The following is a 22,988-nucleotide window of genomic DNA, read 5'->3' as shown; positions in this document are numbered from 1 at the left end:
TCTATAGAGGCAACCTATCAGTTGCGACGAGGGAGGATGACGTGAGCAAGATATCGCTTCTGGGCATTCCGCATGACGAGAATTCTTCCTGGCTGCGCGGTGCGGCCGAAGCGCCGGCGCTGATCCGGCGCGAGCTGCAAAGCGATGCCTACAGTTCATGGTCGGAAACCGGCTTCGACCTGAGCGACCGCTTCATCGATCACGGCGACATCGATTTCACGCAACCCGGCGATCCGTGGGAGCGGATCGAAAACGAGGTCGGCCGCGCGTTGGATGCCGGTTATCCGCTGATCTCGCTCGGCGGCGACCACGCGATCTCCTGGCCGGTGCTACGAGCGGCGCGGCGCCGCAATCCCAGCCTGACGATCCTGCATATCGACGCGCATCCCGACATCTACCATGCCTATGACGACAATCCGCGCTCGCACACGTCTCCCTTCGCGCGCATCATGGAGGAGCGGCTTGCCGACCGGCTGATCCAGATCGGCTTGCGCACCGTCAACGACCACCACCGAGGCCAGTTCAAGCGCTTCGGTGTTGAGGTGGTGGAGATGTGGCACTTCAAGGAAGGGCTGCAGCTTGACCTCAAGACGCCCGTCTATGTCTCGATGGATATCGACGCTCTCGATCCGGCCTTCGCGCCCGGCATTTCCCATCGCGAACCAGGCGGGTTCACCACCCGCCAAGTGATCGGCCTGATCCAGTCAATCGACCAGCCAATCGTCGCCGCCGACGTCGTCGAATACAATCCACGCCAGGACCTCTCCAACCAGACGGCGCTGGTCGCCGCCAAGCTGGTGAAGGAGATCGCCGGCATGATGCTGAAGACGAATGGCGCTCCCGTCGAGTGAATCAATCTTGCAAAGCGTTGTTCCAGCTGATTGTTCTGACTCGTTTTGCCACGGGAGCCGCAATGCCGAAGTCGCTCAAGATAGCCATCGCTGGCGCGCTTGGACGCATGGGCCGGTCGATGGTGGAAGCCGTGGCGGCCGACCCGCGCCTCGAACTCGCCGCCCGCTTCCACCGGCCAGGCTCCACGGGTGAGGATCTGGTCAGCCGCGACGACGCGCTGGCGCTCGCCGACGTCGTCATCGATTTCACCACGCCGGCCGCGTCGGCTGAGCTTGCCGAGGCTTGCGCCCTGCATGGCGGCCCGGCGCTGGTGATCGGCTCGACTGGCTTCGACGGCGCCGAGCTTGCCGCGATTGCCGACGCCGCGAAGAAAATCGCCATCGTGCGCTCCGGCAGTTACTCGCTGGGCCTCAACATGCTGACCGGGTTGGTCGAGCAGGCGGCCCGCGCGCTCGGCCCCGGCGATTGCGACATCGAGATCTTCGAGGCGCATCACCGCTCGAAGGTCGATGCGCCGTCCGGCACGGCGCTGATGCTGGGCGAGGCGGCCGCGCAGGGACGGAGCGTCGCGCTGGAAGACGTGGCGCGGCGCGGCCGCGACGGCGTCACCGGTCCGCGTCCGGCCGGTGAGATCGGCTTCGCGGTGGCGCGCGGCGGCAGCATCGTCGGCGAGCACAGCGTCAGCTTCCTGGCCAATGGCGAGGTGCTGACGCTCTCGCACTCGGCCGGCGACCGCTCGATGTTCGCGCGGGGCGCGATCGCCGCCGCACTCTGGGTGGCGGGCCGCCCGCCCGGCGAGTACACCATGCGCGACGTGCTGGGTCTCGGCGCCTCCTAGCCGGCAATCACGCCGGGTTCCATTTCGGCAGCCGCTAAAATGACTGAAAGCCACCTGAAAGCTTAGGCATGCCATCACAGCGTCGCGGCGCTTGCCGTGACCGGCCTGGGAGCGGCCGGCAAGGAGGAAATGCGGCGCCGCCCCAAGGCGCGCCGCCCAGGTGGAGGAAATTTCGTGACCGGTTTCATTTCGAAGTGCGCCTTGCGTTCAGCGGCGCTGACACTCGCCATCGTAGCGGCGGGCGCAACAACGGCTTCGGCGGCCGACAAGATCTCGATCATGGTCGGCGGCTATGAAAAACAGATCTACCTGCCCGCCAAGCTCGCCGAGGCGCTCGGCTATTTCAAGGATGAGGGCCTCGACGTCGAGCTGCTCAACGAGCCTGCCGGCGTCGATGCCGAGAACGAGATGCTGGCGGGCGCCGTGCAGGGCGTGGTTGGTTTCTACGATCACAGCATCGACCTGCAGGCCAAGGGCAAGTTCGTCGAATCCGTCGTCCAGTTCAGCCAGGCTCCCGGCGAGGTCGAGCTCGTCTCGGCCAAGCATCCCGAGATCAAGTCCCCGGCCGACTTCAAGGGCATGAGCCTCGGCGTCACTGGACTCGGCTCCTCGACCAACTTCCTGACCGAATATCTCGCGGTCAAGAACGGCGTGAAGCTCGGCGAATTCACCTCGGTCCCGGTCGGCGCCGGCAACACCTTCATCGCCGCCATGCAGCAGGACAAGATCCAGGCCGGCATGACGACGGAGCCGACCATCAGCCGGCTGCTCAAGACCGGGGAAGCGAAGGTCCTCGTCGACATGCGCACGCTGGAAGGCACCAAGGCGGCGCTCGGCGGCACTTATCCGGCCGCGTCCCTCTACATGCAGACAGACTGGGTCGAGGCGCACAAGGACACGGTGCAGAAGCTCGCCAATGCCTTTGTCAAGACGCTGAAGTTCATCAATACACACAGCGGCGCCGAGATCGCCGAAAAGATGCCGAAGGACTACTATGCCGGCGACAAGGAAGGCTATGTGAAGGCCCTCGATGCCGGCAAGGCGATGTTCACTCCGGACGGCGTGATGCCGCAGGGCGGCCCTGAGACGGTGCTGACCGTGCTGTCGGCCTTCAAGAAGGAACTGCAGGGCAAGCAGATCGACCTTTCCAAGACCTACACAACGGAATTCGTGAAGAACGTGAAATAGCGGACAGGCCGGCGCGAGGTTCCGACCTCGTGCCGGCGCCCTATCCTGTTTCCACGTCCGGCGATCCCCCGCGCGGCGGTCGCCCGCTATTGGAGTTTGCACAATCATGGCCGTCCAAAAGACCGCTCCGGCGATCGAGCTGATCAATGTCAGCCGCCGCTTCCTCTCCCCCACCGGCAAGTCGCTGACGGCGATCCGCGATTTCACCATGACGGTCGAACGCGGCGAGTTTGTCGCGGTTGTCGGCCCGACCGGCTGCGGCAAGTCGACGACGCTCAACCTCGTCACCGGGCTCGCCAACCCGAGCGCCGGCGAGGTCCGCGTCATGGGCGCGCCGGTCAAGGGCATAGACCCTCGCATCGGCTTTGTGTTCCAGACGGACGCGCTGTTTCCATGGCGCACCGTTATCGAGAACGTCATGGCCGGGCCGCTGTTCCGCGGCAAGCCGAAGGCGGAGGCCCATGCCTCGGCGCACAACTGGCTGGCACGCGTCGGCCTGGCGCGCTTCGAGCACCACTATCCGCACCAGCTTTCCGGCGGCATGCGCAAGCGCGTGGCGCTGGCCCAGACCTTCATCAATGGCCCCGAGATCCTGCTGATGGACGAGCCGTTCTCGGCGCTCGACGTGCAGACCCGCGTGCTCATGCATGAGGAGCTCTTGCGCCTGTGGTCCGAGGCCAGGGCATCGGTGGTCTTCGTCACCCACGATCTCGAGGAAGCCATCGCGCTGGCCGACAAGGTCTATGTGCTGACGGCCGGGCCGGCGACGGTGAAATCCGTCTACACGATCGACTTGCCGCGCCCGCGCGTGGTGGCCGACATCCGCTACGAGCAGAGTTTCATCGACTATTCGCGCACCATCTGGGCGGACCTCAAGGAAGAGGTCGAGACTAGCTACGCCCGCGCTGCGGCGTGAGGGAGGCCTTTATGACAGACGCCACCATCAATATCTCGACCGGCAGCTTCAGGCCGGGGACCTCGGACGCCGAGATCGAGGCGGCGGCCGCCAAGGCGGCCGCGCATCGCCGCCACACCGTCATCTTCTGGCGGCTGGCGATCCTGATCGCCTTCCTCGGTTTGTGGGAAGTCGCCGGCCGCATGGCCTGGATCGATCCCTTCTTCTACGCCATGCCGAGCGCGATCGCCGGGCGGCTCTATGAATGGATCACTGAGGGGACATCGGAAGGTCCGCTCTGGTACCACCTCTATGTCACTATGGAGGAATCGGTGCTGGGCTTCGTCACCGGCTCGGTCGCCGGCATCATCATCGGCGTCGCGCTCGGCCGCAACCGCATGGCTGCCGACATCTTCTCCATCTACATCAAGGTGATCAACTCGATCCCGCGCGTCGTGCTGGCGCCGATCTTCATCATGATCCTCGGCCTCGGCCTTGCCTCGAAGGTGGCGCTGGCCTTCGTTATGGTGTTCTTCGTCGTCTTCCACAACGCCTTCCAGGGTGTGCGCGAGGCAGATCGCGCGATGATCGCCAATGCCCGCATCCTCGGCGCCTCCGACTGGCAATTGACGCGCTCGGTGATCGTGCCGTCGGCGATGAGCTGGATCTTCGCCAGCCTGCATGTCAGCTTCGGCTTCGCCATCATCGGCGCCATCGTCGGCGAGTTCGTCGGCTCGCGCTTCGGCATCGGCCTGTTGATCAACATCGCCAAGGGTTCGTTCGACGCGGCCGGCATGTATGCCGCGATCGTCATCGTCATGGTCGTGGCGCTCGGCGCCGAGTACCTGATGACGCTGGTCGAGAACCGGCTGGCGAAGTGGCGGCCGCAGCCGCTGCACGAGACGCAGTGAGCGGCAGGCTTCCCAAAACCGGTGCAGGCTAGCCGCCAGCCAGCGGCAGCCGCACCTCGACCACCAGGCCGCCGGCCGCGCCATCCGCGAGGCTGACGCGGCCGCCGGCATTTTCGACCACCTCGCGCACGATGGCGAGGCCGAGACCACTGCCTTCCTGGGCGGCGTCGCCAAGGCGGTAGAAGCGCTCGAAGACATGCTCCCGCTGGTCCGCCGGGATGCCCGGCCCGTCGTCGGCGACCGTCAGCACCGCTTCGCCATCGCTGGCGGCCAGCCCGACGGTGACGGTGCCGCCAGCCGGTGTGTAGCGCAGCGCGTTGTCGACCAGGTTGACGATCATCTCGCGCAACATGGTGCCGTCGCCGACCACCGGCACCGGCCCGCTTTCGTCGAACCCGAGATCGATGTTGCGCGCGAGCGCTGCCGGCGCTTGCGTCTCCAGCACATGGCGGGCGGCTTCCGTCAGGTCGATGCGATCGGCGCGCGGCCGCCGGCTTCCAGGCTCGGCCCGGGACAGGGTCAAGAGCTGTTCGGCCAGCCGCGCCAGCCGGCCGGAACTGGCCTGCAGCGCAACCAGCGCCTCCTGGCGTTGGTCGGCCGCACTTTCGCGCAGAGCGTAGCTCGCCTGCGTCGACAACAGCGCCAGCGGCGTGCGCAACTGGTGCGCGGCATTGGCGATGAAGCGGCGCTGCGCCGCCATCTGCGCCCGCACCCGCTCCATATAGGCGTTGAGCGCGTCGATCAGCGGTCGAATCTCGCTTTGCGCGCCGGGCACTTTGACCGGATCGAGGTCGTTTCGACTGGGCGACCGCACCGCGTCGCGCAGCCTGATCAGCGGTGCCAGGCCGCGATGCAGGCCGAGCAGGACGAACACCCCGGCAATGGCGACCAGTGCCAGTTGCTGCGTAAAGTCGCTCAGCCACAGGCGGTTCACCATGGCGTCATGGCCGGCCAGCGTGACGCCCACGGTGACTGTTATGGGCGAATCCGCCCCGGCGCCGATCACAGTGTGGCTGAAGGTAAGCAGCCGCAGCCGTTGGTCGCGGAAGGTTGCTTCTGTGCTGGGTGCCTTGGGCGCCTCGGGCAGGTCGGGATAACCGGTCAGCAGCCGGCCCCTGGCTGTCTTGACTTGATAGTAGACGCGGTCGCGGTCGCCGGTATCGAACATCTCGATGGCCGCCGGCGGGATGGTGGCGTCGAGCACGCCGTCGGTCATGGCAACCCGCTCGGCAATGGTCCGCGCCGAGCCCAGCAGCATCCTGTCGGTGACTAGATCGGCGGTCGCCAGCGCATTGCCATGGCTGGTCCACAGATTGATGGTGGCGAGCCCGGCGAGTGGCAGCACCACCCAGGCCAGCAATTGCAGGCGGAGGCTGCTAATCCTCATGACGCCTAATCTTCATGGCGTAGCAGATAGCCGAGGCCGCGCAAGGTGGCGATCTGGACCCGAGATCCCTCGAGCTTCTTGCGCAGGCGATGCACATAGATCTCGATGGCGCTGGGGTCGGCGTCGGTTTCGAAATCAAAGATCGCCGACGACAGCGCCGCCTTGCTCACAGTGCGTCCCGCCTTGACCATCAGCTGCTCCAGCACGGCGTGCTCGCGCGGCGTCAGCGCCAGCGTCTCGCCTGCCAGCGAAAACAGCCGCGTGTTGGTATCGAAGACGAGATCGCCGCAAGCGACGAGGGGCGCGGTCCGGTCGTTGACGCGCCGCAACTGGACACGGATGCGCGCCTCCAGCTCCTCGACCTGGAACGGCTTGGCCAGATAGTCATCGGCGCCTTCGTTCAGGCCTTTGACGCGCCCGTCGAGGCTGGCGTTCGCGGTCAGCACGATGACCGGCACGCGGTTGCCGCGCGCCCTGAGTATGCGCAACACGTCCAGGCCGCCCATGCGTGGCAGCGCAAGGTCGAGGATCACCAGCGCATGGTCGCCGGCGGCAAGAGCATGCTCGACATCCTCGCCGTCATGGACGATGTCGACGACATAATTGGCCTGGCGCAGCGTCTTGCCCAGCCAATCAGCCAGTTCGCGATTGTCTTCGACAAGCAGCAGCCGCATTTTCTATCGCAGTTCAGGTATCCTGCCCGTCGCAGTCTCGTCGACCTTTCGACGAACGCAGCCGGCAGCGGCCGATGAGATGCACGCACACAACGGATAATATCGATCCGCCCACAAGGCAAACATCCAGCTGGCATGAGCGCAGGCGGTCTTTGAGAGGGCAGGGCGGTCGCCCACGCTTTTCAAACCGGCTTGTCCCGCCGCTTTGCTCTTGTGGAGCAGGCGGCGACCTGAATCGGTCAGGCAGCCGCCTCTTCTATCCCTTTGTTCAAGGTGGATTTTTTCGGAGAAAGCCCGGCCATCCTTCGCCACGGTCGGCGAAGAAAAGATCTGGCTCGGGAATAAATCCGGGCCGATTCGGGTCTTGTTGGCAGCGGGGCCATCCTCCCAAGGCCGCCGCCCCACGCTAGGAATAAGGAACCATTGATATGACCAAAACCGCTCTTGTTGCGGCTGCGATGCTCGTTGTCTGCGGCAGCGCTTTCGCCAGCAGCGACCACTACGGCTCGAACAACGCCAGCCAGCCGGCTGCCAGGGTCGACCACGCACTGACCGCCTCGATACCAATGAAGGTGAGGCATGCAGGCGTCGACCCCAAGCCGGCTGCCGAATCCGACCTGGATATCGCCGACCCTGTTGCCAGACATATCGCCGATGGGCTCTGGGGCCGCTGACCGCGTCCAGATCACCCAATCCTGCCAGTCAATCTTCAAAATCAGGAACCACTAACATGTCCAGAATTGCCTTCATCACTGCCACGATGCTCGTTGCTACCAGCAGCGCCTTTGCCGGCAGCGACCATTACGGCTCGAACAACGCCAGCCAGCGGGCTGCCAAGGTCGACCACGCCTTCACCGCCTCGATCCGCAAGCAGACCATGACGAAGCACGCGGGCGTTGACATGATGACCGTGACCGACCCGGCCACCACTCAATCCTTCCCGCCGGAATCGGGGCAGGGCATCTGGGGGAATTGAATTCACGGGACATTCGGAGCAAGGCGGCGGGCTCGTCCCGCCGACCTTTCGCAATCAAAGCGCCGCTACTTCTGATCCTTCGGCCACAGGCAATGCGTCAGCCGCGCGCCGCCGAAGCCGAGATGCGCCCAATCCCCGTCAACATCAAAACGGGCAAGCGCTGCCGTCGGGAATTTTTCCTCGAGCTTTTGCAGCGCGCCGGCATCCGATCCTGGGCCCGCGAGGCGCCGGGCGAAATCTTCCAGTCCGGGATTGTGGCCGAGCACCAGCAGACTGCCGGCCTTTGCCTGCCGCACTTTGGCGAGAATGTCCGCCGCTGCGGCCGCGTAGAGCGCCAAGGCAAAATCGGTCGTCACGCTCTTCGGCAGTTCCGCTGCGACCAGCCGCCAGGTGTCGCGGGTGCGCAATGCCGGTGAAACCAGGGCGAGGTCCGGCAGCCAGCCGCGCCGGGCAAGCTCACGCCCCATCAGCGGCGCCGTCTTCAGCCCGCGCGGGCCGAGCGGCCGGTCGAAATCGGCGAGTTTTGGATCGTCCCAGCTCGACTTGGCGTGGCGCAGGACGAGGAGCTGTCTTGTCGCCATGCCACCCTCAATCCCTCAAGGCGTGATGCGCGCCAGCTGCTCGAGGTCACGCTCCTCGCGCAGCGGGTCGGGCGCCATCACCACCGAGGTACCGTTCTCGGCGTCGTCGGCGAAATGGGCAAGCACGGTGTGGCCGTTCTCCATGCGCGCCTTGCCTTCGGCGACCAGCCCCAGCGCCAGCGAATAGAGCCGGTGCTCGGCCTTGAGCACGCGGGCGGCCAGCGTGTCCTCATTGTCGCCGACCATGACCGGCACGGCGGCCTGGGCGATTATCGGGCCGTCATCCATGTCGAGCGTGACGAAATGCACCGAGCAACCATGGATGCGAACGCCGGCGCGCAGGGCCCGCGCATGCGTGTCCAGCCCCTTGAAGGCGGGCAGGAGGGCAGGGTGGATGTTGACCATCCGTCCCAGCCATTTCTCGACGAAGCGGGCGCCCAGTATGCGCATGTAGCCGGCCAGCGCGACGATCTCGGCGCCGAAGCCGGCAAGGGCCGCGTCGATCGCGCCGTCATGCGCTTCCTTGCTGCCATAGTCCGAGCGCTGGATCACCTTGGTGGGGATGCCGCGCGCGGCGGCGATGGCAAGGCCCGCGGCGTTCGCGCGGTCGGAGATGACGCCGACGATCTCGGCCGGATAGGCCGGGTCGCTCGCCGCCGCGATCAGCGCCGTCATGTTGGAGCCGCGCCCCGAAATCAAGACGACCGTGCGTTTCCTGCTCATAGGCCGATCGAGCCCCGATAGATGACGCCGGCGTCGCGACGCGGCACGATGCGGCCGATCGGCGTCACCGTCTCGCCGGCCTCCTGCAGCACGGCCGCCACCTGCGCCGCCTGGCCGGAGGCCACCGCCAGGATCATGCCGATGCCGCAGTTGAAAGTGCGCATCATCTCTTCCGGCGCGACACCGCCGGTCTTGGCCAGCCAGGAAAACACCGGCGGCACGTCGATGGCGTTGAGGTCGAGTTCGGCGGAAAAATCCTTGGGCAAAACGCGCGGAATGTTTTCCGGGAAGCCGCCGCCGGTGATGTGGGCGAGCGCCTTGATGCCATGCGTGTTGCGGATGGCTTTCAGGATCGACTTCACATAGATGCGCGTCGGCTCGAGCAGCGCCTCGGCAAGCGTGGCCTCGTCGTTGAATGGCGCCGGGTCGCTCCAGGCAAGGCCGCTGCTAGCCACGATGCGGCGCACCAGCGAAAAGCCGTTGGAATGCAGGCCGGAGGAAGCGAGGCCGAGCAGCACGTCGCCCTCGACGATGTCGTCGGTGGGGAGCAACTGGCCGCGTTCGGCGGCGCCAACGGCAAAGCCCGCGAGATCATAGTCCTTGCCGTGATACATGCCGGGCATTTCGGCCGTCTCGCCGCCGATCAGCGCGCAGCCGGCCTGGCGGCAGCCCTCGGCGATGCCGCCGACGATCGACGCCCCCTGGTCCGGATCGAGCTTGCCGGTGGCGAAATAGTCGAGGAAGAACAGCGGCTCGGCGCCCTGCACGACGATATCGTTGACGCACATGGCGACCAGGTCGATGCCTATCGTGTCGTGTTTGCCGGCGTCGATCGCGATCTTCAGCTTGGTGCCAACGCCGTCATTGGCGGCAACCAGCACCGGATCGGTGAACCCGGCGGCCTTGAGGTCGAACAGCCCGCCGAAGCCACCGATTTCGCCATCGGCGCCCGGCCGACGCGTCGCGCGCACCAAGGGCTTGATCTTCTCGACCATCAGGTTGCCGGCATCGATGTCGACACCCACCTCTGCATAGGTGAGCCCGTTCTTGCGCTCGGCTGTATCGCGCTTGGTCATGTCCGGCTCGTCGCTGTTTCCACTTTGCTTGCGGGCTCTTCGCATGAATGGTTTCGGGGAGCAAGGATGACGCGGCGGTGCAGCGGTTTTGCCCCCGACAAATACGACATTCTGGTGTTCTCCCTGAAGGGGAGATTGGCCCGCATCGCAGCTTTCGCCAATCGCCAACGTCAGAGAATGAGGAGCGTAGTGCTTGCGCCCACCCGCCATCTCCATCATCTATCTCTAGACAAGACGCGACGGGGCATACTGTTGACCATCCCCAACATGATCACGATCATGCGCCTGCTGCTGGTGCCTGCCGTGGTGCTGGCGATGCTACAGGCGCGTTGGGACTGGGCCTTCGCCGGCTTCCTCGTCGCCGGCGTCTCCGACGGCGTCGACGGCTTCATCGCCCGCCGCTACAACCAGTTTTCGAAGCTCGGCGCCTATCTCGACCCGATGGCCGACAAGCTCCTGCTGGTCTCGGTGTTCGTGGTCATGGGCTTCATCGGGCAATTGCCGCTGTGGCTGGTCGTCACCATGGTCTCGCGCGACGCGCTGATCGTTTGCGCGGTGCTTTTGTCGACAGTGATGGCGCATCCGGTCGAGGTGAAGCCGCTCTATGTGTCGAAGGCCAACACCGCAATCCAGATCGTGCTGGCGGCGGTGGTGCTGGGTGAACTGGCGTTTTCGCTCCACCTTGATCCGCTCAGGCCCGCGCTCATAGTGCTGTCCGGGGTCTTGACCGTAGCTTCGGCCGCGGCCTATCTCGTGGCCTGGCTGAGGCATATGAGTGGCTATGGCGAAGGCTCCACACCGGGCACCTGACCAAGGATCCATCGAAGCGGCCGCCGAGGCAGCGGCGGCTGGCGAGGCCGCGTCCCTGGCGTTCCGCCGCCAGATCTTCTTCTGGCTGGGCACGGCCGTGTTCCTGGCGCTGTTCCTGTATGTCTTCTCCAGCATCCTTCTGCCCTTCGTCGCCGGCATGGTGCTCGCCTATTTCCTCGATCCGGTCGCCGACCGGCTGCAGCGTCTCGGCCTCTCCAGGCTGATGGCGACGGTGGTCATCCTGATCGCCTTCATCGTCGTCCTGGTGCTGGCCTTCGTCATCCTGGTCCCTGTGCTGGCGACGCAAATGGCCGATTTCGCCGGCAAGCTGCCGGAATATCTCACCCGCCTGCAGGCGCTGATCACCAGCTTCGATCCGCAATGGCTGGAACAGAGATTCGGCGTCAATGCCGCCAGCCTGCGCGACGGGCTGAACTCGCTGCTCACCTCCGGCTTCGGCCTGCTCACCACCGTCTTCACCTCGATCTGGAGCTCCGGCGTGGCGCTGGTCTCGGTGGTCAGCCTGTTCGTGGTGACACCGGTCGTCGCCTTCTACATGCTGCTCGACTGGGACCGCATGGTGGCCGAGGTCGACAGCTGGGTGCCGCGCGACTATGTCGAGACGGTGCGGGCGATCGCGCGCGACATCAACACCGCGACCGCCGGCTTCGTGCGCGGCCAGGGTACGCTCTGCCTGGTGCTCGGCGCCATGTATGCCACGGGCCTCACGCTGACCGGCCTCAACTTCGCGATCCTGATCGGCCTCTTCGCCGGGCTGATCTCCTTCATCCCCTATGTCGGCTCGCTGACCGGGCTGGTGCTCGCCGTCGGCGTCGCCTTCGTCCAGTTCTGGCCGGACTGGACCATGGTGCTGGCGGTGGCCTGCGTGTTCTTCGTCGGCCAGTTCATCGAGGGCAACATCCTGCAGCCGAGGCTGGTGGGAAAGAGCGTTGGCCTTCATCCGGTCTGGCTGATGTTCGCGCTGTTCGCCTTCGGCGCGCTGTTCGGCTTCGTCGGGCTGCTGATCGCCGTGCCGGCCTCGGCCGCCGTCGCCGTGCTGGTGCGCTTCGCCATCGCCCGCTATCTCGAATCGCCGCTCTACAAGGGCCACGTCACCGAGCCCGCTCCGCCGCTGCCGGCCGACCGCCGCCGGGGCGCCAAGCCGCGCGGCTGAAGCGCCATGGCCGCTGACAGAACCGACCCGCCGCGCCAGCTGCCGCTCGATCTCGGCCACGGCACCGGCTATTCGCGTGACGAGCTCGTGGTGTCTTCGACCAACGCCCAGGCGGTGGCGCTGGTCGATCGCTGGCCCGACTGGCCGTCGGCGGTCGTGGTGCTGGCGGGTCCTGCCGGCTCGGGCAAGACGCACCTGGCCTCGATCTGGCAGGCCCGCGCTGGCGCGCTAAGGGTGGATGCCGGACGTATCGAAGAGTGCATCGCCGATCTCGGCGACAAGCCTGTCCTGATCGACGATGTCGACAAGCACCCGGTCGACGAGGCGGGCCTTTTCCACCTCATCAACGCCGTGCGTGGCGCCGGCTCAACCCTGCTGCTGACGGCCAGGCGCTTTCCCTCGGCCTGGGGCGTCGCGTTGCCCGACCTCATCTCGCGGCTGAAGGCGGCCGCGACCGTCGAGATCCACGAGCCTGACGACCTTCTGCTCGCCGGCGTCATCACAAAACTCTTCGCCGACCGCCAGGTCGAGGTCGAGCCGCATGTCGTGCAATATCTGGTCAGGCGCATCGAGCGCTCGCTGGCCACAGCCATGCGCGTCGTCGAGCGCCTCGACCGCGCGGCGCTGGAGCGCAAGACGCCGATCACCCGGGCGCTCGCCGCCGAGACCGTCAGCGCCATGGACGAAGGGCAGGGCGAGTTCGAGATTTAGGCTGGCCCTTTTCGTCGTCAAAAGGATGACATCATCCGCCGAAATATGATATCATTTCAGTCATTGATATCGGAGTGATACCAATGACAGCGGTGACCATTCGAAATCTGCCGGAAGAAACCCACCGCGCTTTGCGCGTGCGCGCCGCCTTGCATGGTCGCAGCACCGAGGCGGAAATCAGGGCCATACTCGAGAACGCCGTGCGCCCGGAAGGGCGTGTGAGGTTGGGCTCTTTGGTGTCCGAAATCGCCCGCCGCGCCGGCGTGAAGGACGAGGATGTCGATGCCCTGGAGCAGGCCCGCGATAAAGGCCCGGCCGAGCCTCTGAGGTTCGAATGATCCTCCTGGACACCAATGTCGTTTCGGAGGTGATGAGGCCGGAACCCCATCCGGCGGTGCTGGCATGGCTGGACGATCAGGTTGCTGAAACATTGTATATTTCCAGCGTCACGCTTGCTGAGGTGCTGTTCGGTATCGAGGTGATGCCAGCGGGCCGCCGCAGGAACGTCCTGGCTGAGGCCTTTGCCGGCATATACGCAGTGTTCGATCAGCGCGTTCTGGCATTCGATGCACAAGCAGCGCGTCAGTATGCCGGCCTTGCCGCAACGGCCAGAACCGCTGGCAAGGGGTTTCCCGTACCCGATGGCTACATAGCGGCGATCGCCGCCGCAAGGGGCTTCCACGTCGCTTCGCGCGACACGTCGGCCTTTCATGCGGCAGGCATACCAGTCGTCAATCCTTGGGAAAGTGCGGCGTAGCTGTCCCAATACGGGACCAAGCCGCTGGCACCCATCTTGCACCGTCCAATGTGCCGGCTGACCCCGGTCCCGATCGCGTTCCAGGTCGGGTTGTAGGCTCGCCGGGTGCAAGGCGGTTGGGGTTCTCGCCCGGCGAGCTTGCCCGTCAGATTCAGCGCATGGTCGTCGCCCAGGAGCGCGTCAGGAACCCTGCTTCCGCCTCAATTTCTGCCGCAGCCGGCGCAGCGTTCGCCGCCACCATGGCTTGGGCCTTTTCGGCACCAGGACCATCTTGCCGTCGATCGTGGCGTCGTCGACTCGGTCGAACACCTGCATGCGCCAGTTTCCCCTCACGCGGCTCAGCGCGGGCAAGGGATCCGGCCCGGTGATCCGCACCAGATCGGGATTCTTGAGCGCGCTTGCGAAATCGAAGCCCTGGGCGATCAATGCGTGAAGCAGCAGCTGCTGCCGCCGCAGGCGTTGGATGTCCGTGCCGGGGCCGTTGACCATGGTGCGCGCGCCGATCCATTGGTGCAGACGCACGCCGGACAACAGCTCGCGCGGCGGCCGGAACGACACTTCGATCCTGCCATCCTCGGTGCGGCCGGTTGGGCTGAGCGGATACCAGAAGTCGAGCGGCTCGCTGACCGGCACGGTGACGGAGACGCCGGCGAGTGCGGCCTCGCTTGCCGCGCGCCTGAGGCAGAGCACGCTGCCGGCCCGAAAGCCGAGTTCCGCCAACGCCTTGAGCAGCAGGGCGCCGCCGCCGTTCGCGAAGGCTTTATTGATGCGATCGCCTATCATGGGCGACCAGAGATCGCGCGGCACCCAGGTCAGGCGTCGCCTGAAGGTGTCGACCAACACGATGACGTCGGTATTCTCGGACCAGTCGTCACGGTCGAGGATCGCCACGACAACCGCGGCCATGGCTGGGGCCTTTCTGGTCCGGATCGAGGCGGATTGGCTTGCCGGGTTTGCAAACGACGCCCGTGCTCCGGCCACAAGCTGGAATGGTCGGAGTGGCAGGACTCGAACCTGCGACCCCCTGATCCCAAATCAGGTGCGCTACCAGGCTGCGCTACACTCCGAGGCCTCGCGGCGTATAGGGTTCCAGGCCCACGAAGGCAACCCACGAAAAGAAAAAAGCGAAGACGAAGAAGGATCGCTGCGTCCTGCAGCCGCTTAGCGTCGCTGTCCGGCGATCTCGCGGGCGATCGCGGCGCCCTGGATGCGGGCATTGGCAAAGCAGCCGCGGATGCTCGGCCGCATGCCGGTGAACCACAGGCCCGGCAGCTTCGGATCGCTGTCGGCGCCGTTGAACAGCGGCACGCCCTTGCCGTCGAGCACGCCGAGCAGGCCGAGCATCGGCTCCAGCCCGGTGCGGTAGCCGGTTGCCGCGATCACGATGTCGGGCGTGATGGTCCGGCCGTCATCCAGAATGACGCCGTCGCGGGTGAATTCCCTGATCTGCGGCACCACGATGACCCTGCCGGCCTTGATGGCATCAACGGCGCCGTCGTCGGAGGCGATCGCCGTATAGTCGGAGCCGAGGCGGCTGGCGCCGCCCGAGAGCGCGCGCGGCAGGCCGAATTTGCTGAGGTCGCCGAAGACAAGGCGTTGGGTCAGCGCCATCGCCCAGTCCGCCAGCCGCACGGGCAGCCGCGCCATGAAGGGCGAAAAGCGGTGCACGGCGATCTGACCGATGCGCTTGGGCAAGAGCGAGGGGCCGTTGCGGGCCGCCAGCCACATCTGTCCGGTCTTCGCGCCGGAAAGGTGATTGAGCGCGTCGAAGCCCGAATTGCCGGCGCCGACAACCAGCACCTTCTTGTCCTCATAGTCCTTCGCCGCGCCGAAATCCGCCGAATGGACGATGCGCCCGGCAAAGTCCTTCATGCCTTTCCAGGCGGGAATGAACGGCTGCCGGTCGCGGCCGGTGGCGATCACGACATGGCGCACGCGCCGCGACCCGGCGCTGGTCCTGACCGTCCAGTGCTCGCCGTTGAAGCTCACCTCTTCTACGGCGATGCCGAATTCGACCGGCACCCGATGCATTTCGGCGAATTCATTGAGGTGGCTGATCACCGTGGTGCGGTGCGGAAACGCCGGCGTGCCGGCGGGATAGGCGACACCTGGCAGCGCGGAAAGATCGCGGTGGGTGTTGAGATGCAGGTTCTCGTGCCGCCTGTGCCAGGGCTCGGCCAGCCTGTTCTCCCGCTCCAGCACCTGTGTCGGCACGCCGGCCGCGGCGAGCGCCTGGGCAACGGCGAGCCCGGCGGCGCCGGCGCCAATCACGATCGCGCCGTCGAAAGTCCCCGGGTCGGCCAGCAAGGTTTCCGCTACCATATCCGTCATTGTCATAGCCGTGAGTGGCACACCAGTGTATCCGACATATGCCGCCTCCAGTCTCGCGCCAACCAAGCGCGTTTGCAAAACGTCGCAGGCGCGTTTTGCAAAACGTCGCAGACGCGATTGCCAATCGTCGTCCGCGCGATTGCCAATCGTCGCCCGCGCGATTGCCAGTCGTCGCGCGGTCCGTTGCAGACCCGCCTTGCCGCCGGCGTCATTGCACAGTAATGACGGGGTGGGCGCGCGACCGGGAGAACCTGAATAGGGTTTTTCGAGGGCGGGCGCCGGTACAAACGCCTGGAGCGCTGCTCCGGGGAGCAACGAGGTGGACATGTCCGCGCGCATTTTCAGCCCAGCCAAAACCGCGATGCAATCGGGCAAGGCCAAGACTGGTCGCTGGGTGCTGGAATTCGATCCCGCGCAGCGCAAGAAGATCGACCCGCTGATGGGCTACACCACCTCTGGCGACATGCTGAGCCAGATCAGGCTGACCTTCGACACCAGGGAAGAGGCGGTGGCCTATGCCGAGAAGGAAGGCCTCGCCTTCCGCGTCGAGGAGCCGAAGGAGCCCAAGCGCCGGCAGATTTCCTACGCGGAGAATTTCCGCTATGACCGCAGGACGCCCTGGACGCACTGAGCCGGCAAGCCGGACGGCGTCCTTCGCGAAGCATCAGCCGGCACGGCCGGCCAGCGGTCCCGTAGCTCAGCTGGATAGAGCACCGGCCTTCTAAGCCGATGGTCGCAGGTTCGAATCCTGCCGGGATCGCCAATTCGACTGGAATGACCGCCGGCCAAGACGCACGGAGCCGTTGCACGACCGCGCCGCCGCTCGAAACGCGCCGCTACTCCACCAGCACATGCGCCTCACGCGCGGCGCCGATGAAGGCGTCCCTGGCCGCATCGGCCGAGACCTCGCCGCTCATCGCCCTGCGGCAGGCGCGCAGCGCCGAACCGTGCAGCGCGCTGCCGGCGTCGCGCCATTGGCCCGCCAGCAGTTCTGCCGCCTGCTGTGCGCTGGAAATGTGCCTGATCGCGCCCGCGACACCCACCGAAACCGTGACCGGCCTCGAAAACCATCCCTGGGTCATGTCGGGAACCCTCATTGCCTTCAACCAGCTAAAACGCAGAAAGGGCCGTCGGGTTTCATTGCCCGTCTCAATAGGGCGTGAGGTCGCCTTGGCCGCTCCTGCGGCCTTCGCGCGGCCGCCTTGAAACGGGCGGGGCGCCGCAAATGCGGCGCAAGAAATCGTTATATTCTTGCTGAAAGAGCGCCGTGCTGGTACTTCTTGGTAGCGCTGGTTCGGAAGTCTGCGAATCTGCGCCGGCTTGCGCCGCTTTCCAAGGCGCGCAGGACGTCCCGGCCATGATCCCGAATGGTGGCAACCGGTTTTTCGAGAAGGATCATGGTCAATACAAGAAGCAGAGCACAGTTCCGACTTCGTCGGGATGGTTGGCTCAGGTAACGCTCTGGATGTCTGATGCCATTGCCCCCGTGGCTTCGGAAGAGCACGAAGCATGGGGAAATCGATGGTCTCGAAGGAACTCACTTCCAACGCCGAAACCGCGGCAGCGTTTCTGACCGTGATGGGCAACGGGAAGCGGCTTTTGATCATGAACTATCTGGCTGCGGGCGAACTCTCGGTGGGCACTCTCGCCGAGAAGGTCGATCTCAGCCAGTCTGCCCTGTCGCAGCATCTTGCGAAGCTGCGCAGGTTTGGCCTGGTCGAAACCCGCCGCGACCGGCAGATGGTCTACTATTCCTGCAAGTCGACCGCGGCGCGCGAGCTGCTCGCCTTGCTCGATGGCCTGCTGGCGACGGAGCGCCCGCTCGCTGGTCAGCACCGGCAGTATGTCGCCGAAAGGCAGCGCCGGCCGCAGGCGGCCTGAAACAGGTAGCCTGGCGCCCCCGCCGCGCCGGGCAGCCTTGCGATCTGCGAGCAGAGCACCGGCCTTCCAGGCCGGTGCTCGAAGCTGTGTCTGACGGTTCCCTCCGCCGAAGCTTACGAATTTGTAAATCGTGCGGCGGAGCCATATCGGCTAGGCTGCTTCCCGATCCATACCCCCGGATCACATGAAGGTTCAAATCCCACAGAGCCTAAGGAGGCTCGCTAACCGGCGGGCCTCCTTGCCTTTTGGCCTAGATGGAAAGTCGCCAGACGGGCATGGCGCCCTCGCGCCGCGTGGCGTCTGGAGATAATGCTGCGCACGGCCAGGCAGGATTGGCAACGGTGGCCGTCCGGCTCAGCCACAAGAAAACTATCTCTGCTAGTATCGGGCCCGGCCGCCGGACATATCGAAAACAGCGCCGGTGTTGAACGCGCAGGCATCCGAGCAAAGCCATACCACCAGCGCCGCTACCTCGTTCGGATCGCCAAGCCGCTTCAGCGGACTTGCCGATATCATTGAGTCGACGGTCTCATTGCCGAGGTCCCGGATAAGGCGGGTATCGATCGGACCCGGAGCGATGCAGTTGACGCGAATATCGGTATCGCTGACCTCCCGCGACAGCGCTTTGGTGAAGGCGATGACACCGGCGCTCGCTGCGGAATAGGCCGCAAGGCTGGGCAGTCCCTCTTTACCGGCAAGGGATCCCATGTTGACGATACGACCCTTGCCCGATCGTCGCATAAGCGGCAGCACCCGATGCGTAACTTCGAACGTGCCAAGCAGGTTGACCTGCAGGATTCGCTGCCATTCCGCCGGTTCGAATTCCTCGAACGGCTTATAGCTGCCTAGCCACCCCGCATTGTTCACGAGAATGTCGATTTCGCTTGCGCCCATGAGTGTCAGCGCTTGCATGATGCTATCGCGTTTCGTCACGTCCACCGACAGAGAGCGTGTGCCTTCAAGCTCGACAGGCTCGATATCCCAGATCCAAACGTCCGCTCCACTCAACGCAAGCTTGCCTGCTATCGCTCGACCGATACCGCGAGCGCCACCTGTGACGATGGCTGTTCGGCCGGCAAAGTCGTAAGTCACCGACACCATCACCTCCATGAAACGCCAGTGTCTTGTGTACTAAGCGCCGCTTGGTGAGTGAAGTCGAGCAGACCAGATGGGCGCCTCGCGTCAGATGGCCTGACGATTTGATCAGGTTGGCCACGTCTCGCTGAGGTCTAGTGCGCCCCGCGCTGCCTGGTTACTATGCTCCTCACCGCAAGCACCAGCACAGTGATGATGATCAGGATCACCGACAGCGCGGCGATCGCCGGATCGATGTTGTCGCGCAGGCCCATCCACATCAGGCGGGGTAGCGTGATGGCGTTGACCGAGGTGATGAACAAAGTCACGCCGATCTCTTCCCAGGAGAGCACGAAGGAGAGCAGGGCGGCGGTGACGATGCCGAACTTGATGTTGGGCATGATGATGCGCGTGGCGCGCTCCCAGACGCTGGCGCCGAGGCCGCGCGCGGCAAGGTCGATGCGGCGGTCGAGCTGGCTGAGCGAGACCAGGATCAGCACCGTGGCGAAGGGCACTGTCATCACCGAATGCGCCATGGCGACGCCGAGCCAAGTGTCGTAGCCGAAGAACGAGCTCATCCCCGAGATCGAGGTCAGCAGGAAGTAGAGCGTGATCGCCGAGACCACCGGCGGCACCACCATCGGCAATAGCACGAAGCCGACAAGGGCAGCGGTGAAGCGCGGCTGGAACATCCAGATCCCAAGGCTGAAGCAAAGCGCCAGCATGGTGGAGATTGCGCTGCTGACGACGCCGATCCGGATCGACAGCAGGATGGCATCGATCCAGCGCGGGTCCTCGTAGAGCGCCCGGTAGTGGCGCAGCGACAGCTCGCCCGACGGCATTGCCAGCATCCTGCTCGGCGTCAGCGACACCGGGATGACGGCCAGCAGCGGCAGAAGCAGGAACAGCGCCACCAGCACGGCGAGGATCAGCGAGACGGGACCGGGACGATAGGTCGGCATCGCGCTACACCAGCTGCTTCGGTTTGACGTAGCGGAAGAGCAGCGCCATCAGCGCGCCGACGAAGATCACCAGCACGACGCTGATCGCCGCGCCCAGCCCCCAGTCCGGGCTCTGGAAGATCCTGAGATAGATCAGCTCGGCGATCATCACGCTGCGGCCGCCGCCAAGGATTGCCGGCGTGACGAAGAAGCCCAGCGAGAAGACGAAGACGATCATCGCCGAGCCGATGATGCCGGAGCGTGTCATCGGAACGAACACCGTCCAGAAGGTGCGCATGCGGCTGGAGCCCAGCCCGCGCGCCGCGAGCAGCACGCGCTCGTCGAGGCTGCGCATGGCCGACGCCAACGGAAACACCGCGAAGGGGATGAGGAAATGCGTCATGCCGATGATCACGCCGAATTCGTTGCGCACCAGCGCCAGCGGCTCGGAGATGAAGCCGATCGATTGCAGCCAGGTGTTGATCAGGCCGCGGTTGGAGAGCAGCGCCACCCAGCCGAAGGCGCGCGTCAGCACCGAGATCCAGAACGGCACCAGGATGCAGAATTCGGCAAGCACGCGCTGCACCGGGCTGCCGCGCACCCACACCACGGTGATCGCGTAGGCGGCCGTCACCGACACCAGCGTGACGATGAGCGCAATGCGCAGCGTGCGGATGAACACCGACTGCACCAGCGGGTCGGTGGCCAAGGCGCCATATTGCCCGAGCCCCGGCGTCGGCAAGGTGAAGCTCCACTTCACCACGCCGAGGAAGGGCCAGGCATAGGCAAGGATCAGGAACAGGAGCAGCGGCGCCATCAACAGCGCCGCGCCCGTCCTGTCGGAGAGGGTGCCTCTCATGTCAGATGATCGTCTCCGCCGGTCAGGCGGAGATGATCTTGGTGTATTCGTCGAGCGCGGCGCCGTAGTTCTTGGCGTACCACTCCATGTCGAGCGCGATCTGCTTCTTCATGTTCTCGGGGTCGACCGGGTTGATGCGCTTCTTGTCAGCGGGGATCAGTGCGTCGGCGGCCGGATTGGCCGGGCCCTGGCCGAGCTTGTCGAACATCACCAGCTGCTTTTGCGGGTCCTGCGCGCTGGCGATGAACTTCATCGCCGCGTCCTTGCCGCCGGGGTTGTTCTTGAGCACGGCAAGCGCGCCGGGCGAGATCAGGCCCTGGTCCCAGATGAACTTGATCTTGCCGCCGGAGTCCTGCTCGATCAGCGAGGCGCGCGTCGACCAGACGATCGCCATCGAGGCCTCGCCGTTGAGCAGCACGCTCTGGCTCTCGGCGCCGCCGCCCCAATAGGCGACGACGTTCTCCTTGAAGGCGGCGATCTTGTCATGCGCGCGCTTCAGATCGAGCGGGTAGAGCGAGGCCGGCGCGATACCGTCGGCCAGAAGTGCCGCCTCCCAGCTCGACACGCCCCATTTGTAGAGCGAGCGCTTGCCCGGGAATTTCTTCACGTCGAAGAAATCGGCCATGCCGGTCGGGGCGTCCTTGCCGTATTTCTCGGAATCGTAGGCGATCACGTAGGAGAAGAAATAGGTCGAGGCGGCATATTCCCAGCCGAAACCCTCGCGCATCTTCTTCTTGTCGACGACCGTGTAGTCGATCGGCTCGAGCATCCCTTGCGCGCCGAGCGTGATCGCCGAGAACGGATCGACGTCGACGAGGTCCCAGGTCGGCGCGCCGCTCTTGAACTGCGCCGCGATCGCGCCTTCGGTCGGGCCCGAGCCGTCCATCTTGACGGTGATGCCGGTGTCCTTGGTGAAGGCCTGGCCGTAGGCGGCGTCATAGGCGGTGATGGCGTCGCCGCCCCAGTTCACCAGCACCAGCTCCTTCGCCGCGGCGAAGGCGCCGGTCGAGCGCATGAGCATCGGCGTGCCGGCAAGCACCAGCCCGGCGAGCTGCGCGAACTGCCGGCGCGAGATCTCGCCACTTCTTGCCCTGGCGGCAAGCGATTCCATTGCGTGTTTCTTGGTATCGGTCATGTCAGTTCCCCTTGTTGTCGTTGATATTCCAAAAACCGGTGCGGCGAGGTCAGGCCGCAGCGGCGCTCATTGCCCTCCGTCCGGAAGGAGGAAACCTTTTTCGGCTGGCCAGGTCAGCCAGACGGAATTGCCCTTGCTGAGCGCCGCGGCCGCTACTTCGTTCGGCACCGAAACCGTGACCTTCGAGCCTTGCCGCGTCGTGAGATCGAGCCTGGTCGCGGCACCCAGGTAGGTGGAGGCGATCGCCGTCGCGGCGATGCCGTTCTCGCCCACTGCCGCCTCGCGCGCGATCGACATGTGCTCGGGGCGGATCGCCAGGATGGCGTCGCCTTTGACCGCCTCGGCCTTGCAGCGCATGCTGACAGCGCGGTCTTCGCAAAGGCCGACTGCGCCGTTGTCGGCGGGCGTCACGCCCTTCACCGGCAGCATGTTTATCTCGCCCAGGAATTCGGCGACGAAGCGGTTGGCCGGCCGGTCGTAGACCTCGTCCGGCCTGCCGACCTGCAACAGCTTGCCATGGTTGAAGATGGCGACGCGCGACGACAGCGCCAGCGCCTCGCTCTGGTCGTGGGTGACGAAGACGAAGGTGGTGCCTGTCTCCTGGTGCAGCCGCTTCATCTCGGCCTGCATCTGGCCACGCAGGCTCTTGTCCAGCGCCGAGAACGGCTCGTCGAGCAGAAGCACGCCCGGCTCGAACACCAGCGCCCGGGCCAGCGCCACGCGCTGCTGCTGGCCGCCGGAAAGCTGCGCCGGCAATTTCGTCTCGTGGCCCTTCAGCCCGACGCGCTCGACCATCTCGGCGACGCGGCGCTTGATCTCGGCGGCCGGTTTCTTGCGCACCTTGAGCGGGAAGGCGATGTTCTGCTCGACGCTCATATGCGGGAACAGCGCATAGCCCTGGAACACCATGCCGGCGGCGCGCTGTTCGGCCGGCCGATCGGTGATGTCGACGCCATCGCTGAACAGGCGCCCTTCAGTCGGCTGCACGAAACCGGCGAGGATCATCAGGAAGGTCGTCTTACCGGAGCCCGACGGCCCGAGCAGCGTCAGGAACTCGCCGCGGCCGATATCGAGCGTCAGATTGTCCAGCGCACGGAACGAGCCGAAGCTCTTGCCGATCCCGTTCGCCTTGATCTCTGCGGCCCGGCCGGGTTGCTGCATCCTGCCTCTTCCTTGGTGGCTGGGTGAAATCGTAGGGCACGGCGATGGCTCAC

Annotated in this window: 27 protein-coding genes and 2 tRNA genes; 15 read left to right on the top strand and 14 right to left on the bottom strand. The window is 65.3% G+C overall.

All coding sequences use genetic code 11. The features are described from left to right. The first annotated feature begins 41 nt into the window (after positions 1-41). The 5 genes from speB (at position 42) to JG743_RS23090 (ending at position 4,684) form a co-directional block, all read left to right on the top strand. On the top strand, positions 42-851 hold the full coding sequence (gene speB, locus JG743_RS23110) for an agmatinase (protein ID WP_202293026.1): 810 nt from the start codon (positions 42-44) through the stop codon (positions 849-851). 62 nt (positions 852-913) lie between these two features. After that, on the top strand, positions 914-1,690 hold the full coding sequence (gene dapB, locus JG743_RS23105; protein WP_202293025.1) for a 4-hydroxy-tetrahydrodipicolinate reductase: 777 nt from the start codon (positions 914-916) through the stop codon (positions 1,688-1,690). Between the two features lie 174 nt (positions 1,691-1,864). Next, complete coding sequence (locus JG743_RS23100; RefSeq protein ID WP_202293024.1) at positions 1,865-2,878, top strand: ABC transporter substrate-binding protein; 1,014 nt, start codon at positions 1,865-1,867, stop codon at positions 2,876-2,878. A gap of 106 nt (positions 2,879-2,984) precedes the next feature. Next, positions 2,985-3,794: an ABC transporter ATP-binding protein gene (locus JG743_RS23095; protein ID WP_202293023.1), complete on the top strand. Its 810-nt coding sequence runs from the start codon at positions 2,985-2,987 to the stop codon at positions 3,792-3,794. An 11-nt stretch (positions 3,795-3,805) separates the two neighbouring features. Continuing rightward, positions 3,806-4,684 carry an ABC transporter permease gene (locus tag JG743_RS23090; protein WP_202293022.1) on the top strand — a complete coding sequence of 293 codons (879 nt, stop codon included), beginning with the start codon at positions 3,806-3,808 and terminating at the stop codon, positions 4,682-4,684. Between the two features lie 28 nt (positions 4,685-4,712). Here JG743_RS23090 and JG743_RS23085 read toward each other — a convergent pair whose 3' ends face one another. Together JG743_RS23085 and JG743_RS23080 are read right to left on the bottom strand one after the other, a co-directional pair. After that, on the bottom strand, positions 4,713-6,071 hold the full coding sequence (locus tag JG743_RS23085) for a sensor histidine kinase (protein ID WP_202293021.1): 1,359 nt from the start codon (positions 6,069-6,071) through the stop codon (positions 4,713-4,715). A 5-nt stretch (positions 6,072-6,076) separates the two neighbouring features. Next, entirely contained in the window at positions 6,077-6,745 is a 669-nt protein-coding gene (locus JG743_RS23080; RefSeq protein WP_202293020.1) for a response regulator, read from the bottom strand. Positions 6,746-7,173: 428 nt separating this feature from the next. Between JG743_RS23080 and JG743_RS23075 the strand changes: the two genes are divergently transcribed. Both JG743_RS23075 and JG743_RS23070 read left to right on the top strand, forming a co-directional pair. After that, positions 7,174-7,419, top strand: coding sequence for a DUF680 domain-containing protein (locus tag JG743_RS23075; RefSeq protein ID WP_202293019.1), 246 nt, complete (start codon positions 7,174-7,176; stop codon positions 7,417-7,419). A 56-nt stretch (positions 7,420-7,475) separates the two neighbouring features. Further along, positions 7,476-7,721: a DUF680 domain-containing protein gene (locus tag JG743_RS23070; protein ID WP_202293018.1), complete on the top strand. Its 246-nt coding sequence runs from the start codon at positions 7,476-7,478 to the stop codon at positions 7,719-7,721. Between the two features lie 65 nt (positions 7,722-7,786). On the opposite strand, the gene JG743_RS23065 is transcribed toward JG743_RS23070, so the two are convergent. From JG743_RS23065 to purM, 3 genes are read right to left on the bottom strand one after another with little or no spacing between them, the layout of a single operon-like run. After that, a complete protein-coding gene (locus tag JG743_RS23065) occupies positions 7,787-8,302 on the bottom strand; it encodes a SixA phosphatase family protein (RefSeq protein WP_202293017.1) in 516 nt (171 codons plus the stop codon). A 15-nt stretch (positions 8,303-8,317) separates the two neighbouring features. Continuing rightward, positions 8,318-9,025: a phosphoribosylglycinamide formyltransferase gene (gene purN, locus JG743_RS23060; protein WP_202293016.1), complete on the bottom strand. Its 708-nt coding sequence runs from the start codon at positions 9,023-9,025 to the stop codon at positions 8,318-8,320. Continuing rightward, entirely contained in the window at positions 9,022-10,101 is a 1,080-nt protein-coding gene (gene purM, locus JG743_RS23055) for a phosphoribosylformylglycinamidine cyclo-ligase (protein ID WP_202293015.1), read from the bottom strand. The genes purN and purM overlap by 4 nt, the downstream gene beginning before the upstream one ends. A 252-nt stretch (positions 10,102-10,353) precedes the next feature. Between purM and JG743_RS23050 the strand changes: the two genes are divergently transcribed. From JG743_RS23050 to JG743_RS23030, 5 genes are all read left to right on the top strand, one after another. After that, a complete protein-coding gene (locus JG743_RS23050) occupies positions 10,354-10,911 on the top strand; it encodes a CDP-alcohol phosphatidyltransferase family protein (protein ID WP_202293014.1) in 558 nt (185 codons plus the stop codon). Then, positions 10,883-12,085: an AI-2E family transporter gene (locus JG743_RS23045; protein WP_202293013.1), complete on the top strand. Its 1,203-nt coding sequence runs from the start codon at positions 10,883-10,885 to the stop codon at positions 12,083-12,085. Before JG743_RS23050 ends, JG743_RS23045 begins: the two co-directional genes overlap by 29 nt. Positions 12,086-12,091: 6 nt before the next feature. Next, entirely contained in the window at positions 12,092-12,796 is a 705-nt protein-coding gene (gene hdaA / locus JG743_RS23040) for a DnaA regulatory inactivator HdaA (RefSeq protein ID WP_202293012.1), read from the top strand. 83 nt (positions 12,797-12,879) lie between these two features. Further along, positions 12,880-13,134 carry a FitA-like ribbon-helix-helix domain-containing protein gene (locus tag JG743_RS23035; RefSeq protein ID WP_202293011.1) on the top strand — a complete coding sequence of 85 codons (255 nt, stop codon included), beginning with the start codon at positions 12,880-12,882 and terminating at the stop codon, positions 13,132-13,134. Then, the gene (locus JG743_RS23030; RefSeq protein ID WP_202293010.1) at positions 13,131-13,553 is read left to right on the top strand and encodes a type II toxin-antitoxin system VapC family toxin; all 423 of its coding nucleotides are present in this window, start codon (positions 13,131-13,133) and stop codon (positions 13,551-13,553) included. Before JG743_RS23035 ends, JG743_RS23030 begins: the two co-directional genes overlap by 4 nt. Before the next feature lie 180 nt (positions 13,554-13,733). Here the strand turns inward: JG743_RS23030 and JG743_RS23025 are convergent, their stop codons facing one another. The 3 genes from JG743_RS23025 to JG743_RS23015 form a co-directional block, all read right to left on the bottom strand. After that, positions 13,734-14,444, bottom strand: a complete 711-nt coding sequence (locus JG743_RS23025; protein ID WP_202293009.1) for a hypothetical protein — start codon at positions 14,442-14,444, stop codon at positions 13,734-13,736. 99 nt (positions 14,445-14,543) lie between these two features. Continuing rightward, positions 14,544-14,620 (bottom strand) — tRNA-Pro (locus tag JG743_RS23020). 94 nt (positions 14,621-14,714) lie between these two features. Further along, positions 14,715-15,884 carry a flavin-containing monooxygenase gene (locus JG743_RS23015; protein ID WP_244672886.1) on the bottom strand — a complete coding sequence of 390 codons (1,170 nt, stop codon included), beginning with the start codon at positions 15,882-15,884 and terminating at the stop codon, positions 14,715-14,717. Positions 15,885-16,209: 325 nt separating this feature from the next. Between JG743_RS23015 and JG743_RS23010 the strand changes: the two genes are divergently transcribed. Together JG743_RS23010 and JG743_RS23005 are read left to right on the top strand one after the other, a co-directional pair. Beyond that, positions 16,210-16,515, top strand: a complete 306-nt coding sequence (locus tag JG743_RS23010; RefSeq protein WP_126055558.1) for an ETC complex I subunit — start codon at positions 16,210-16,212, stop codon at positions 16,513-16,515. A 55-nt stretch (positions 16,516-16,570) separates the two neighbouring features. Next, positions 16,571-16,647 (top strand) — tRNA-Arg (locus JG743_RS23005). Between the two features lie 73 nt (positions 16,648-16,720). Here JG743_RS23005 and JG743_RS23000 read toward each other — a convergent pair. Further along, a complete protein-coding gene (locus JG743_RS23000) occupies positions 16,721-16,966 on the bottom strand; it encodes a DUF982 domain-containing protein (protein WP_127399939.1) in 246 nt (81 codons plus the stop codon). A 439-nt stretch (positions 16,967-17,405) separates the two neighbouring features. Here JG743_RS23000 and JG743_RS22995 point away from each other — a divergent pair, with 439 nt between their 5' ends. Further along, the gene (locus JG743_RS22995) at positions 17,406-17,765 is read left to right on the top strand and encodes an ArsR/SmtB family transcription factor (protein WP_127422875.1); all 360 of its coding nucleotides are present in this window, start codon (positions 17,406-17,408) and stop codon (positions 17,763-17,765) included. Positions 17,766-18,143: 378 nt separating this feature from the next. On the opposite strand, the gene JG743_RS22990 is transcribed toward JG743_RS22995, so the two are convergent. From JG743_RS22990 to JG743_RS22970, 5 genes are all read right to left on the bottom strand, one after another. Then, positions 18,144-18,875 (bottom strand): SDR family NAD(P)-dependent oxidoreductase, encoded by a 732-nt coding sequence (locus JG743_RS22990; protein ID WP_244672885.1) that lies wholly within the window; start codon positions 18,873-18,875, stop codon positions 18,144-18,146. Between the two features lie 119 nt (positions 18,876-18,994). Then, entirely contained in the window at positions 18,995-19,801 is an 807-nt protein-coding gene (locus JG743_RS22985; protein WP_202293008.1) for an ABC transporter permease, read from the bottom strand. 4 nt (positions 19,802-19,805) lie between these two features. Continuing rightward, the gene (locus tag JG743_RS22980) at positions 19,806-20,639 is read right to left on the bottom strand and encodes an ABC transporter permease (RefSeq protein WP_202293007.1); all 834 of its coding nucleotides are present in this window, start codon (positions 20,637-20,639) and stop codon (positions 19,806-19,808) included. 22 nt (positions 20,640-20,661) lie between these two features. Next, on the bottom strand, positions 20,662-21,774 hold the full coding sequence (locus JG743_RS22975) for an ABC transporter substrate-binding protein (RefSeq protein WP_202293006.1): 1,113 nt from the start codon (positions 21,772-21,774) through the stop codon (positions 20,662-20,664). 66 nt (positions 21,775-21,840) lie between these two features. Further along, complete coding sequence (locus tag JG743_RS22970; RefSeq protein WP_202293005.1) at positions 21,841-22,935, bottom strand: ABC transporter ATP-binding protein; 1,095 nt, start codon at positions 22,933-22,935, stop codon at positions 21,841-21,843. Positions 22,936-22,988: the final 53 nt, after the last annotated feature.

Source organism: Mesorhizobium sp. 131-2-1 (genome assembly GCF_016756535.1).
Lineage (GTDB): Bacteria > Pseudomonadota > Alphaproteobacteria > Rhizobiales > Rhizobiaceae > Mesorhizobium.
This window is presented reverse-complemented; position numbering and strand designations above follow the sequence as displayed.

Coding starts and splice junctions, on each gene's coding strand:
- hdaA (WP_202293012.1), top strand. CDS start 12,092: ATGGCCGCTGACAGAACCGACCCGCCGCGCCAGCTGCCGCTCGATCTC.
- JG743_RS22980 (WP_202293007.1), bottom strand. CDS start 20,639: ATGAGAGGCACCCTCTCCGACAGGACGGGCGCGGCGCTGTTGATGGCG.
- JG743_RS22990 (WP_244672885.1), bottom strand. CDS start 18,875: ATGGAGGTGATGGTGTCGGTGACTTACGACTTTGCCGGCCGAACAGCC.
- JG743_RS23085 (WP_202293021.1), bottom strand. CDS start 6,071: ATGAGGATTAGCAGCCTCCGCCTGCAATTGCTGGCCTGGGTGGTGCTG.
- JG743_RS23030 (WP_202293010.1), top strand. CDS start 13,131: ATGATCCTCCTGGACACCAATGTCGTTTCGGAGGTGATGAGGCCGGAA.
- JG743_RS23090 (WP_202293022.1), top strand. CDS start 3,806: ATGACAGACGCCACCATCAATATCTCGACCGGCAGCTTCAGGCCGGGG.
- purM (WP_202293015.1), bottom strand. CDS start 10,101: ATGACCAAGCGCGATACAGCCGAGCGCAAGAACGGGCTCACCTATGCA.
- JG743_RS23070 (WP_202293018.1), top strand. CDS start 7,476: ATGTCCAGAATTGCCTTCATCACTGCCACGATGCTCGTTGCTACCAGC.
- JG743_RS23075 (WP_202293019.1), top strand. CDS start 7,174: ATGACCAAAACCGCTCTTGTTGCGGCTGCGATGCTCGTTGTCTGCGGC.
- dapB (WP_202293025.1), top strand. CDS start 914: ATGCCGAAGTCGCTCAAGATAGCCATCGCTGGCGCGCTTGGACGCATG.
- JG743_RS22970 (WP_202293005.1), bottom strand. CDS start 22,935: ATGCAGCAACCCGGCCGGGCCGCAGAGATCAAGGCGAACGGGATCGGC.
- JG743_RS23080 (WP_202293020.1), bottom strand. CDS start 6,745: ATGCGGCTGCTGCTTGTCGAAGACAATCGCGAACTGGCTGATTGGCTG.
- JG743_RS22985 (WP_202293008.1), bottom strand. CDS start 19,801: ATGCCGACCTATCGTCCCGGTCCCGTCTCGCTGATCCTCGCCGTGCTG.
- JG743_RS22975 (WP_202293006.1), bottom strand. CDS start 21,774: ATGACCGATACCAAGAAACACGCAATGGAATCGCTTGCCGCCAGGGCA.
- JG743_RS23000 (WP_127399939.1), bottom strand. CDS start 16,966: ATGACCCAGGGATGGTTTTCGAGGCCGGTCACGGTTTCGGTGGGTGTC.
- JG743_RS23045 (WP_202293013.1), top strand. CDS start 10,883: ATGGCGAAGGCTCCACACCGGGCACCTGACCAAGGATCCATCGAAGCG.
- JG743_RS23035 (WP_202293011.1), top strand. CDS start 12,880: ATGACAGCGGTGACCATTCGAAATCTGCCGGAAGAAACCCACCGCGCT.
- JG743_RS23095 (WP_202293023.1), top strand. CDS start 2,985: ATGGCCGTCCAAAAGACCGCTCCGGCGATCGAGCTGATCAATGTCAGC.
- JG743_RS23065 (WP_202293017.1), bottom strand. CDS start 8,302: ATGGCGACAAGACAGCTCCTCGTCCTGCGCCACGCCAAGTCGAGCTGG.
- JG743_RS22995 (WP_127422875.1), top strand. CDS start 17,406: ATGGTCTCGAAGGAACTCACTTCCAACGCCGAAACCGCGGCAGCGTTT.
- purN (WP_202293016.1), bottom strand. CDS start 9,025: ATGAGCAGGAAACGCACGGTCGTCTTGATTTCGGGGCGCGGCTCCAAC.
- JG743_RS23010 (WP_126055558.1), top strand. CDS start 16,210: ATGTCCGCGCGCATTTTCAGCCCAGCCAAAACCGCGATGCAATCGGGC.
- JG743_RS23015 (WP_244672886.1), bottom strand. CDS start 15,884: ATGACGGATATGGTAGCGGAAACCTTGCTGGCCGACCCGGGGACTTTC.